Source organism: Mariniflexile maritimum (genome assembly GCF_009746565.1).
In the GTDB taxonomy this organism is placed as follows: Bacteria; Bacteroidota; Bacteroidia; order Flavobacteriales; family Flavobacteriaceae; genus Mariniflexile; species Mariniflexile maritimum.
The window spans coordinates 89,755-103,543 of sequence record NZ_WRPN01000005.1 but is presented as its reverse complement, the minus strand read 5'-3'; the positions used below and the strand labels follow the sequence as shown (position 1 = coordinate 103,543).

The following is a 13,789-nucleotide window of genomic DNA, read 5'->3' as shown; positions in this document are numbered from 1 at the left end:
ATACAAACATTAAAATATACTATATGAAAAATAATAATAACATATTTAACATTAAAACAGTATTGTTTTTATGTTTGAGCGCTATCATGTTTAACGCTTGTACAAAAGATGACGAACAAACCTATGAGAAAACGCGTTTGTTCCGCCCTGTTCTTAACGTCGATCTATATTCGGAAGGAAACACCATTATAGTAAATATGGGTAGCTTAAAAAACGCTATCGGCTACACCGTTGAGGTAAGTAGAGATACATTTGCAACCATTGAATATACGGTTGAATCGGATGTGAGCTATATTGAACTTAATGAAAACAACTTAGGTGAAGAACTGTTTTGGAACACCCTGTATCAAGTTAGGGCAACCGCTCATGCAGCAGACCCACAATATGACAGTAAACCTTCCGACTTAGGAAGTGTAAGAACGCAACGTTTCCCTACAATACTAAATATTCCCGCTGTATATGATGTAACCGATGTTGCAGCAAGAGTAACATGGACGCCACTAGGTGCGCCCGTTACTGCAATGAAGGTTTTTGCCGCTACCGATTTAAAGCTGAAAACACCGTTATTCCCAGAAACTCCTGTAACATCTCAAGAAAATTCAAATGGTGAATCATTTATTTATGGCTTAAGTCCAGAAAGCAAATATCAAATTGCCATTTATAGCGATGGCGTACTTCGTGGATGGGTTAACTACAACACAAAAGTGGCCGACATTAGTCCTACAGCGCCCGGAGTTATCGATATTAGAGCCGATGAATCGCCTTCAGCAGTTGAAAACGCTGTTTTAACAGCCCCAGATGGTGCCATTATTTTGGTGAAGAGAGGCGTAACTTATGATTTACCTTCAACAGCACTTAATAACAAATCGATTACCATTAGAGGTGCCTATGGTTTTGGCGAGCAAAAAGCAAAATTATATACTACCGGAAACTGGAACATTGCTTCAGGTTCAAACATAGACCATATTCGGTTTATCGATTTAGAGTTAAGAGGTCAAAAATATGATGCTAATTATGTATTTAACCCATCAAGCGGCAACACAAACGTAAACGAAATTCTTTTTGATAATTGTAAAATTGGCACTTTCCGTGGTATTATGAGGTTAAGGGGAAATAATGCCACAATAAACAATTTTGAAATTAGAAACTCGGTTGTAGATAGCATTGGAGGTTACGGATTACTTACTTTAGATACCGCAATTCCAACACCACCGGCAACTTCTGCGACCGTAAAGAACATCAAACTTGTTAATAGTACTTTTAATAAAGCCCTATATCTCTTTAACTCCTATAACCCGTCGGAAACCATACTTTTTGAAAGCTGTACGTTTGCAAACATCAATGTTATTTTCCGTTATAGAGGTGCAGAGGTTACGGGTGGCATTACCATTAAAAACTCCATATTTGGGCGTAAATGGGATACCACAGGTACAGCAACAACCTTTGATGTTACCGGAATAGACAGTGGTTTGGCCAATACAAACTTTGATGTAGCGAACAATTACACCACTTCCGATCTTACTTGGGTTTTAAACAAAGGTATTAGTGCCTTACCGTTAGGTAATTACTCTAAAAAGCAAGAAGAATTATGGGTGAGTACCGCTACTAATAACTTTAATTTTAAAGATACTGGTTTTGCAGGAAGATATGATAGTGGCGACCCAAGATGGCGATTAAAACTATAAACCTTTATATGGTTTAACTTATTCAATACATAACAAATGGCGAAACAGGGTAGTTTAATTTAAAAGATTATTCTGCCCTGTTTTTGTTAGCCTCAAATTTAAAAATATCCACATTTCAATCAACTATTATTATGAAACCTCTAGCCCAAACCATTTTCATATTGCTATTGCTACTTTATTCATGTAGCAGTTCATCTCCAAATGATAATTCTGATAAAGACGATTCAGAAGAAGTAAAAGACACGAAGCCCATTGCCGTAGTTGAGAATGCTTTTGCTTTTCCCGGTGCCGAAGGTTTTGGCAAAAACACAACTGGTGGCCGCGGGGGTAAGGTCATTTTTGTTACCAATTTGGATGACAGTGGCCCTGGTAGTTTAAGAACCGCCATCAATACCGCCGGTGCTCGTTATATTTTATTTAAAGTTTCTGGCACCATTCAATTAAAATCTGAACTGAAAATTAATTTTGGCGATGTTACCATTGCAGGACAAACGGCTCCGGGTGATGGTATTTGTTTAAGGGATTATCCGGTTACCATAAATGCAGATAATGTTATTATTAGATTTTTAAGGTTCCGAATGGGCGATGCTGCCAAACAAGAAGGCGATGCATTAGGAAGCCGGTTTCATAAAAACATCATCATCGACCATTGTTCCATGAGTTGGTCAACCGATGAAACCGTATCAATTTACAACAACGAAAACACAACGCTTCAATGGTGCTTCATAACAGAAAGCTTACGAAATTCGGTTCATGGAAAAGGAGCTCATGGCTACGGGGGTATTTGGGGAGGTAAAAACGCATCTTTTCACCACAATTTATTGGCCCACCACGATAGCAGAAATCCGCGCTTAGGCGAATATGCTGGATCTGCTTTTGCGCTTACAGACTTGGTTGATCTAAGAAATAACGTTATCTATAATTGGGGCGGTAACAGTTTATATGGCGGTGAGGCCATGAACGTCAATATTGTTAACTGCTATTACAAACCTGGGCCAGCTACTTCAAAAACCGACCGTATTGCTTCTTTAGACAAGAATAAAATCGCTGGGACTGAAGTATATGATATATGGGGAAAATTTTATATTAACGGCAACTATGTTGAAGGTAGCACACAAGCTACAACCAATAACTGGACCTATGGGGTCTATAACCAATTCCATAGCAGCTATGGTACGGTATCCGAGACTGATAAAGCAGCCATGCAACTGCCATCGCCACTTAACATAAACAATAACGTAAACACACATACCGCAATAATCGCTTATGATAAAGTACTGATTTATGGCGGAGCTTCACTTGTAAGAGATGCCATAGATACACGGATTGTCAATGAAGTCAAAAACAAAAATTTCACCCATACGGGTTCCAACGGAAGCACCAACGGCATTATCGATACACAAAGCGATGTGGGTGGTTGGCCTGAACTAAAATCGGTTACCCCACCAACAGACACTTCTGGTGATGGGATGCCCGATGCTTGGAAGCTAGAAAAAAAATTAAAAGTAACAGATAAAAATCCAAATGGCCACGATTTAAGTACCGGTTACGAGAATATTGAAGTTTACATCAATAGTTTGGTTAATACTATTACCGAGAATCAAAAATAAACTATGGTAAAAAAAATCACATTTTTAAAAGCCTTTTTATTATTTCTGTCCCTCACCGCCCACACGCAACAATTGGCATTTCCCGAAGCCGAAGGTTTTGGCAGATATGCAAGTGGTGGCCGAGGAGGAACGGTTTATACGGTAACCAATTTGAACGATGATGGCGAAGGCAGTTTAAGAAAAGGCATTGTAAAAAATGGCGCCCGTACCATTGTATTTGCCGTTTCTGGAACCATCGAACTTCAAAAAAACCTCGATGTAAATAAAGGCGATTTAACCATTTTAGGCCAAACGGCACCTGGCGGGGGCATAACCATAAAAGGCTACCCTTTTACCATAAAAGCCGATAATGTTATTGTGCGCTATCTACGGTTTAGAATGGGCGATGTTCATAAGGTTGAAGGTGATGCGTTGGGTTGCCGGAACACCAATAACGTGATTATAGACCACTGCTCCATAAGTTGGGCCACCGATGAAAACGCTTCGTTTTACAACAACAAGAATTTCACCTTGCAATGGTGCATCATCGCCGAAGCCCTGAACAATTCGGTGCACAGTAAAGGTGCCCATGGTTATGGGGGCATTTGGGGCGGCGTTAATGCATCGTTCCATCATAATTTAATAGCCAGCAACAATAGCCGAAATCCCAGGTTTAGCGGTTCTTCAACCACCGAAAATTCAGAAAACGAGTTTGTGGATTTTAGAAACAACGTGGTTTATAACTGGGGCGAAAACAGTATCTATGGTGGAGAAAAAGGCAGCTATAATATGGTAAACAACTATTTTAAGGCAGGCCCTGCAACAACCTCATCGAAGTTAAACCGTATTGTAAGCCCTTCAGAACCTTATGGGAAATTTTATGTGAATGGAAATTATGTACATGGTTTTGAAAAGATTACCAATAACAACTGGGATGGAGGCGTTCAATGTGAAAACCCAGAAATTACAAAATTGAACGATGAAATAAGCATAACAGAAACCGTAAAAACCGAAAGTGCCATTGAAGCATACGAAACCGTTTTAAAACAAGCGGGCGCAAGTATATTTAGGGATGCGGTCGATGCCAGAATTGTACACAACACACGGGAAGGGAGCGCCAATTATAAAAATGGCATAATAGACTCCCAAGAAAACGTAGGTGGATGGCCTAGTTTGAAATCGGAAAAAGTTAAGGACGATGCTGACGAAGATGGCATGCCCGATGATTGGGAACTTCAAAATAAATTAAACCCTAAACTACATGATGCCAACCAAAATTCCTTAGACCAAAATTTCACCAACATTGAAGTATATTCCAACGCACTTACAAATGTGAACCATAAAAAAATGATTCATGGTGAAGATTTCAACTTTATTGTCGATTGCAAAGGTTCTGGCGATTTCCTTACGGTTCAAGAAGCCATTGATGCCATTCCCGATTTCAGAAAAAATGAAACTAAAATCTATATAAAAAAAGGTGTTTACAAAGAAAAATTGGTGCTTCCTGCATCCAAAACCAATGTTACCTTTATTGGCGAAAGCACCAAAGAAACCATTTTAACCTATGACGATTTTGCCCAAAAACACAACCGTTTTGGAGAAGAAATGGGTACAACGGGCTCCACATCCTTCTTTGTTTTTGGTGATGGTTTTAAGGCAAAGAATATCACGTTCGAAAATAGTGCAGGTCCCATTGGGCAAGCCGTAGCGGTTAGGATTGACGGTGATAAGGTTATTTTTCAAAATTGTAGGTTTTTGGGAAATCAAGACACGCTCTACCTTCACGGTGAAAAAAGCAGGCAATATTTTTTAGATTGCTACATTGAAGGTACGGTCGATTTTATTTTTGGATGGTCCACCGCCTTTTTTGAAAACTGTGAGATATATTGTAAAAACGCAGGTTACATTACTGCGGCTTCAACAAATAAAGATGCCGCTTACGGTTTTGTTTTTAAAAACTGCAAACTCACAGGAAACGCAGAAAAAAACACCTTTTACCTTGGCAGGCCCTGGCGCGATTATGCAAAAACAGTATGGATAGATTGCTACATGGACCAACATATAAAACCGGAAGGGTGGCACAATTGGAACAAGCCCCATGCACAACAAACCACATTTTACGCAGAATATAACTCATCGGGGCCAGGAGCTTCAAAAAACAGAGTGGAATGGGCTAAAAAATTATCAAAAAAAGACACCGAAAACTTTAGTCTTGAAAATGTTTTAAAAGGTTCTGATAATTGGGTGCCAACTTTCTAAACTTTTCTATTCGTTATTTGTGTTAAATTCTATTAAATTACCCACAATTCACCCAATAAATTATGCCATCAATTTCTACTTCACTATTTTTATACAATCGATTACATTTAATTATAAAATCATGAATATCCCTAAAATTTCATCTTGGTATGCCTTGGTATGCGTATGGCTTGTTTCAATAATATTGAGTTCTTGTAAAATCAATGAAAAAGATAAAACAAAAACCGATGTGTTTAATGAAGCCGATAAAATCATCAATAGCATCAAGGTTTTGGAATTTCCTGATAATACCTTCAATATCTTAGATTTTGGCGCCATAGCAGACGGTGAAACAAACAATAGCGAAGCCATTAAAAAGGCCATTGCAACTTGTAGTGAAGCGGGTGGCGGAAAAGTGCTAATTCCTTCTGGCCGCTTCTTAACAGGCCCCATTCATTTAAAAAGCAACATTAATCTTCATTTAGAGGAAGGTGCTGAAGTATTGTTCTCAAAAAACAGTAAAGATTATTTACCTGTTGTCCATACCTCGTATGAAGGACAAGAATTAATGAACTACTCGCCGCTTATTTATGCCTACAAGCAAAACAACATCGCTGTAACTGGCAAAGGCACCTTTAACGGTCAAGCCAGTAATACCAATTGGTGGCCATGGTGCGGTGCCGAACGATACGGACATTTAAAAGAGATGCCCCAACAAAAAGATGCGCATAACTTACCACGATTATGGGAAATGGCAGAAAACAACACGCCCGTTTCTGAACGTATTTTTGGTGAAGGGCACCAATTGCGCCCCTTATTTATCCAACCTTTTGAATGTGAAAATGTATTGATAGAAGGCGTTACGTTTAACAACGCACCGTTTTGGGTCATTCACCCCATTAAATGTAATTATGTGAGAGTTGAAGGCGTTACCGTGAGTAGCCATGGCCCCAATAACGATGGTTGCGACCCCGAATATTCTAAAAACGTGCATATAAATAATTGTACTTTTGATACCGGTGATGATTGTATTGCCATAAAATCGGGCAGAAATAACGATGGAAGGCGCGTTAACATCCCCAGTGAAAATATTGTTGTTGAAAATTGCAACATGAAAGATGGCCATGGTGGCGTGGTTATGGGCAGTGAAATTTCGGCGGGCGTAAGGAATGTGTTTGTTAGAAATTGCAAAATGAACAGTCCAGAATTGGATCGCGCCATTCGCATAAAAACCAATACCTTACGCGGCGGTTTTGTAGAAAACGTGTATGTAAGAAATATTGAAGTAGGCCAAGTTAAAGAAGCCGTTTTAAGAATTAACATGTATTACGCCATCTATGGCCCACAGGAAGGCAACTTTATGCCCGTAGTAAAAAACATTCATTTGGAAAATATTAAGGTTGAAAACGGCGGTAAGTACGGAGTGCTCATAAAAGGAAGGCCAGAAAGTTTTGTAAAAAATGTAACGCTTACAAACGTTCATATTAAAAACGCTGAAACGGATTTATCGGTAGAAAATTCAGAACCAATCATTTTCAACAACACAACCATTAACGGTAAAAAATATTAAAATTATAAAGTTTTCAATATGAAAAAAATAGCAATTCTATCACTGGTCTTTTTAGGCTTGTTTTCATGCAAATCAAATCAAGCTAGCGGAAAATTGGATACCAATTTAAAAACGTATGCCGAACTTTCCATTGCGCAAGGTGGCACATGGGTGGATGGCCCCAGAGGGCATAAAGAATATAATGCTGGGACTTCTTTTAAAAACATAAGCGCGCTTCAGGTTCCAAAGGAACATACCGACCATTCTTGGTACATTCGCTATGAAGGCCCCGGTTGGGAAAACAACCAAATTGGCTATCGCATTTATTTAGATTGGAGAAATGCCATCGACATTTACGGCAAAAAAGTAGATTCGTTGATATTGCCTTACGTTGGGCAAGATGGTTTTGATTCGTACCACGAACCGGCCGCTTGGGGACAGGACATTCTAAAAGCAGGAAAATCAATGGGTATTGGTGGTTACGGAAGGCTTGTAAATGATACGGTTGCGCATTTCCAAAGTGTAAAAAATACCTTTGTTAAAATTGAAAACACCAAAACCAATGCTTCGGTTAATATTTCTTATGAAGGTTGGAAAACAGGAAACGAAACCATCAATTTAACCTCTAAACTCACCATCTTTCAACACGATCGTTTTACGAAAGCAGTATTGACGCCTTCCAAAGAAATTAAAGGAATTTGTACTGGTATTGTTAAGTTCAAGGAAATACCGTTAATTAAAAAAGAAGGTAAAAAATGGGCATATATCGCTACTCATGGTACGCAAACATTAGCAAGCCCTCCAGATAATCTGGGAATGGCCCTTTTTTATAATTTAGATGAAGTAGCCGAACAAAAAACAGGCATTGACGACCTTTTGGTGGTTTTTAAACCAACAACAAAATCCCTAACCTATTACTTTTTAGGCGCTTGGGAACAGGAACCGAACGGTATAAAAACGAAGGAAGCTTTTTTACAAGATTTGAACAAAAAATTAGATATACTGGAACAAACCGATACTTTAAATAAATAAGAATGAAAAGAACAACCACACTTATGGCGCTTTTTGCCATTGCTATCGTACTTTTTGCTACTGCCTGTAAAAATTCAAAAATTAATAATTTAGAAAACACTACCGCACAAAAAATTGTGCCTGAAAACCTAAAATGGTCGGAACGCATGATGCTTTCTGAAATTGAACGTTTTCCTGAAGCCTCTAAACTCGATTTTGTTGACAAACCCCGTTGGAGCTACACCAATGGGTTGGTATTATCGGCCGCTATAAGGGTTTTTGAAGCAACCAACAACCAAAAAATATACGACTATATCTATGCTTATGCCAACGAATTAATAGATAGTAGCGGCAGCATAAAAACCTACAAATTTGATAACCATAACCTCGACATGATAAAATCGGGCGATGTATTACTGTACTTATATCCAAAAACCAAAGAAGAACGCTTTTTAAAGGCCATGGAAACCTTGGATAACCAAATGGAAACACAACCCAAAACATCCGATGGCGGCTACTGGCATAAAAAAATATATCCATGGCAAATGTGGTTGGATGGCCTGTACATGGCAGAACCTTTTCACACGCGTTATGCAAAGGAATATATTAAAGATGAAGCCACAAAACAAAAAATATTCAACGATGTTGTGTTGCAATTCGACCTAATCCAAAAACACAGTCGCGACGAAAAATCCGGACTTCTGTACCACGGATGGGACGAAAGCAAAGAACAACAATGGGCCAATAAAAAAACCGGCAATTCGCAGCATTTCTGGTCGCGGGGCATGGGTTGGTACGGTATGGCCATGGTAGATGTATTGGATTTTTTACCAGAAAACCACCCAGGTCGCGAACGTATCATAACCTACCTAAACCAATATGCCGAGGCCATTACCAAAGTACAGGACGCTTCTGGTTTATGGTGGCAAGTGCTAGACCAAGGCAACAGAGAGGGTAACTATTTAGAAGCCACTGGCAGTGCTATGTTTGTTTATACCTTTGCCAAAGGGGTTCGTAAAGGCTATTTGCCAAAAAAATATTTAGATAGTGCTAAAAAAGGATATGATGGTATAATAAAAAACCTAATCACTGTTGACGAAAACGGCATTGTAAACCTCAACAAATGTTGTGCCGTGGCAGGTTTGGGCGGAAATCCTTATCGTGATGGATCCTATGAATATTACATCAACGAAACCATTCGCTCCAACGACCCCAAAGGCACCGGCCCGTTCATTATGGCAAGTCTGGAGTTAAATAAATAAAACAATATCAATTTGGGCGTTACCTTTATCCTGAACTTGTTTCAGTAACTGGGTCGGGCTATACGTTGCAAGTCCTTGCTACCCTGAAAAAACTGGGTAGCTGTGGGCTTTCCACTACTATCCCTAACGCAAAAAAAAACAAAAAATATGAGAACATTTTCAGCTACGGTTTTATTGTTTTACGCGTCTATTTTATGCGCACAAAAACCATATCTTTCAGAGGTTTGGGTTGCCGATAACGGAGATGGCACCTACAAAAACCCCATTATTTACGCCGATTATTCAGATCCCGATGTGGTGCGCGTAGGCGACGATTATTTTATGACGGCCTCTAGCTTTAACGCAGCTCCCGGCTTACCAATCCTCCATTCAAAAGATATGGTAAACTGGAAGTTGATAAACCATGCTTTACCGCTTCAAATACCCATTGAAACCTTTAATGTGCCGCAACATGGCAATGGTGTTTGGGCACCCAGTATCCGCTATCACAATAATGAAATCTATATTTATTGGGGCGACCCCGATTTTGGCGTTTACATGGTGAAAACAAAAGACCCTTTCGGAACATGGGAAGACCCCATACTAGTTATGGAAGGCAAAGGACTCATTGATGCTTGTCCGCTTTTTGATGATAATGGCGATGTGTATTTGGTTCATGCCTACGCAGGAAGTCGCGCAGGCGTAAAAAGTTTATTGTCCGTTAATAAAATGAATACTGAAGGTACCAAGGTTTTAGACCCAGGAATTCATGTATATGATGGCCATAACATAGACGACACAATTGAAGGCTCAAAATTTTACAAACGCAATGGCTATTACTATATTTTTGCGCCTGCTGGTGGCGTTGCAACAGGTTGGCAAGTGGTTTTAAGGTCTAAAAATGTTTATGGCCCTTATGAAAGAAAAGTGGTTTTAGAACAAGGTAGCACAAAAATTAACGGCCCACACCAAGGGGCTTGGGTAGAAACACCAAGTGGCGAATCGTGGTTTTACCATTTTCAGGATGTAGAAGCCTATGGTCGTATAGTGCACCTACAACCTATGTATTGGAAAAACGACTGGCCGGTTATGGGGCAAGATTTCGATAAAAACGGTATTGGCGAACCTGTAAACGCACACAAAAAACCAAACGTTGGCAAAACATTCCCCATAGAAACACCTGCAGAAACCGATAATTTCGATGGTTTTAATATAGGGCTTCAATGGCAATGGAACGCTAACAACAATGTGGTATGGCACGCCAAATTGCCCGGAAATGATTATTTACGATTGTTCTCCATCAAATCGGTTGCAGATACCGAAAACCTTTGGATGGTTCCAAACCTATTGCTTCAAAAATTTCCGGCACCCCATTTTTCGGCAACTACCAAAATAACATTAGTTCCAGAAGAAGCCAAAAGTGGCAAAACGGCAGGTTTAATTATTATGGGCATGGACTATGCCACGTTATGCATATCGCATGATGAAAATGGCTTTTCCATCAAACAAACCGAAGCTATTAAAGCTATTGATGGTGCTGAAGAAAAAGTAAATGAAGAAACCCGCTTAAAAAATAATAGTGCTTATTTTAAGGTTGAAGTATCGGCACCAGATGCCATTTGCCAATTTAGTTTTTCTGAAAACGGTAAAAATTTCAAAAAAATAGGCAAACCCTTTAAAGCGCAACCCGGAAAATGGATTGGAGCCAAGGTAGGCCTCTTCAGCGTAAGCACCCAAGAAGCCAAACGTGGCGGTTATGCCGATGTTGAATATTTTAAAATTTCAAAGTAAAATTGATATTCAAAACAAATAATCTCAACAATAATCCAATGAAAAAAGGCCGTTTTCTCTTATTTTTTTTATTTGCTTTTGCAATTATCAACGCTCAAAACGTATTTCTTTTTAAAAATTCAGAGTTATCTCCAGAAGTGCGGGTTAACGATTTGATTTCACGTTTAACAATACAAGAAAAAATAGAGCAACTCATGTCTGATGCTCCAGCAATCGATCGTTTGGATATTCCCAAATATAATTGGTGGAATGAAGCATTACATGGTGTAGCAAGATCTGGTTATGCTACCGTTTTTCCCCAATCTATTACTATTGCAGCTTCTTGGAACACCGATTTGTTATACCAAGTCGCATCCGTAATTTCAGATGAAGCAAGGGCCAAACATCATGAGTATCTAAAACGGGGCCAACATGATATCTATCAAGGGCTTACATTATGGTCGCCCAACATTAATATTGCCCGGGATCCTCGATGGGGTCGCGGACACGAAACCTATGGTGAAGATCCCTTTTTAACCAGCCAATTAGGCCTGCAATTTGTAAAGGGCTTACAAGGAAACGACCCTACTTACTTAAAAACCGTGGCCACAGCAAAACATTTTGCGGTACATTCTGGACCAGAATATTTACGCCACGAGTTTAACGCATCAATAAGCAAGCAAGACCTTTGGGAAACCTACTTGCCCGCATTTCGTACGTTGGTTAAAGAAGGGAAAGTACATTCGGTAATGACTGCCTACAATCGTGTTAATGGCAAAGCGGCCAGTGCAAGCAATGAATTATATGATATTTTAAGGAACAAATGGGGGTTTGACGGTTACGTTGTTTCCGATTGCGGAGCCATAGCGGATATCTGGAAAACCCACAAATTAACCAGCAACGCGCCGTCTGCTTCGGCCCTAGCCTTAAAAACAGGGTGCGACCTTAATTGCGGAAGTTCATATCAGTTTTTAAATGAAGCAATTAAAGAAGGTTTAATAACTGAAAATGATTTGAATATAGCAATAAAACGACTCTTTCTGGCCCGCATAAAATTAGGAATGTTTGATAATCCAGAGAAAGTACCTTATGCAAAAATACCTTTTTCGGTTAATGATAATTCATCCCATTCCCACTTGGCCAGAAAAGCTGCCCAAGAAAGCATGGTGTTGTTAAAAAATGAAAATAACCTTTTACCACTTTCAAAAGATATCAAAACAATAGCGGTTATTGGCCCAAACGCTGATAATATACAATCATTATGGGGCAATTATAGCGGTATTCCTAGTAATCCAGTTACTATTTTACAAGGAATAAAAAACAAATTAAGTCCAAAAGTTGAGGTATTGTATTCAGAAGGTTGTTTAATAGCTGAAGGGATTCCTACCATGGAAACTATTCCTTCCATATATCTGCGAAGTATGAACAATCTTCAAGGTTTAACTGGCCAATACTATAATAATACAAATTGGGAAGGAACACCGCTATTTGAAAGAATTGACGATGATATTAATTTTCAATGGGACATGAACACCCCCGATCCTCGTTTAACCATGGGCAATTATTCAATAAAATGGACGGGGTATTTAATTCCACCTAAAACGGGTACCTATGCCTTTAGCGACTGGGGAAAACCATTTATGGAATTTGCAATTGAAGAAACAAAAGGAGGGGGAAAACACACGCATCATGCCTCCATAAACCCAAAAGAAATTGAATTAGAAGCTGGTAAGCCCTATAAAATTGAAATAAAGTACAACAACAACTATGGTGATGCAACCGCCAAAATGTTGTGGAGCACCCCTAAAGAAAACCAAGAAGAACATGCTCTTGAACTAGCCAAAAAAGCAGATATTGTAATTTTGGCATTAGGCTTAAATGAGCGTCTTGAAGGTGAAGAAATGCGTATTAAAGTTGAAGGGTTTGAAAGAGGGGATCGTACAAAATTAGATTTGCCAAAAACACAGGAAAACCTCATGAAAGCCATAGCGGCCACAGGCAAACCCGTGGTGTTGGTGTTGGTTAATGGCGGCGCTTTGGCTATTAATTGGGCAGCAGGTCACTTGCCTGCAATAGTATCTGCTGGGTATCCCGGACAACAGGGTGGAAATGCCGTTGCCGACGTTTTGTTTGGTGATTATAATCCTGCCGGAAGATTACCAATAACATATTACAAATCCATCGATCAGTTACCTCCTTTTGAAGACTATAACATGAAAGGCAGAACCTATCGCTATTTTAATCAAGAGCCCTTATTCCCATTTGGTTTCGGTTTAAGTTACACCAAATTTAGTTATACTAATTTCAAAATCCCTTCCAAAATAGCGATTAACAAACCCATTACAGTTTCTGTAACCGTTTCTAACATAGGCGATTGGGATGGCGATGAAGTAATTGAACTTTATCTTAAAGATGAAAAAGCTTCAACTCCAAGACCTAATCATCAATTAATTGGTTTTAAAAGAGTTCATTTTAAAAAAGGAGAACAAAAGGAAATCCAGTTTACCATTCAACCCAGACAACTTTCCCTCATTAACAATAAAAATGAGTTGGCAATAGAACCTGGTTGGTTTACCATGTATGTTGGAGGGGAACAACCTAATGTAACAAATAAAGACCATAAAAATTCAACCAAATTTATTTCCAAACGTATCAAGGTTATAGGCAATACAAAACTTATAGCGTTTTAACAATGAACGGGCGTTT

General features: G+C 39.1%; 8 protein-coding genes. All 8 read left to right on the top strand.

The features are described from left to right. Positions 1-23 precede the first annotated feature (23 nt). The 8 genes from GQO80_RS08755 to GQO80_RS08720 all read left to right on the top strand — a co-directional run bounded on the left by GQO80_RS08755 (position 24) and on the right by GQO80_RS08720 (position 13,773). A complete protein-coding gene (locus GQO80_RS08755) occupies positions 24-1,685 on the top strand; it encodes a DUF4957 domain-containing protein (RefSeq protein WP_157207977.1) in 1,662 nt (553 codons plus the stop codon). Positions 1,686-1,816: 131 nt separating this feature from the next. Beyond that, positions 1,817-3,295, top strand: coding sequence for a pectate lyase family protein (locus GQO80_RS08750; protein ID WP_157207976.1), 1,479 nt, complete (start codon positions 1,817-1,819; stop codon positions 3,293-3,295). 3 nt (positions 3,296-3,298) lie between these two features. Next, positions 3,299-5,533, top strand: coding sequence for a pectinesterase family protein (locus GQO80_RS08745; RefSeq protein ID WP_157207975.1), 2,235 nt, complete (start codon positions 3,299-3,301; stop codon positions 5,531-5,533). A gap of 121 nt (positions 5,534-5,654) precedes the next feature. Continuing rightward, complete coding sequence (locus GQO80_RS08740) at positions 5,655-7,082, top strand: glycoside hydrolase family 28 protein (RefSeq protein WP_157207974.1); 1,428 nt, start codon at positions 5,655-5,657, stop codon at positions 7,080-7,082. Positions 7,083-7,100: 18 nt separating this feature from the next. Beyond that, complete coding sequence (locus GQO80_RS08735) at positions 7,101-8,093, top strand: DUF4861 family protein (protein ID WP_157207973.1); 993 nt, start codon at positions 7,101-7,103, stop codon at positions 8,091-8,093. A 2-nt stretch (positions 8,094-8,095) separates the two neighbouring features. Beyond that, on the top strand, positions 8,096-9,334 hold the full coding sequence (locus tag GQO80_RS08730) for a glycoside hydrolase family 88/105 protein (protein ID WP_157207972.1): 1,239 nt from the start codon (positions 8,096-8,098) through the stop codon (positions 9,332-9,334). A 147-nt stretch (positions 9,335-9,481) separates the two neighbouring features. Further along, positions 9,482-11,104, top strand: a complete 1,623-nt coding sequence (locus tag GQO80_RS08725; RefSeq protein WP_157207971.1) for a glycoside hydrolase family 43 protein — start codon at positions 9,482-9,484, stop codon at positions 11,102-11,104. Between the two features lie 38 nt (positions 11,105-11,142). Further along, positions 11,143-13,773: a glycoside hydrolase family 3 C-terminal domain-containing protein gene (locus GQO80_RS08720; RefSeq protein WP_157207970.1), complete on the top strand. Its 2,631-nt coding sequence runs from the start codon at positions 11,143-11,145 to the stop codon at positions 13,771-13,773. The last annotated feature ends 16 nt before the right edge of the window (positions 13,774-13,789 follow it).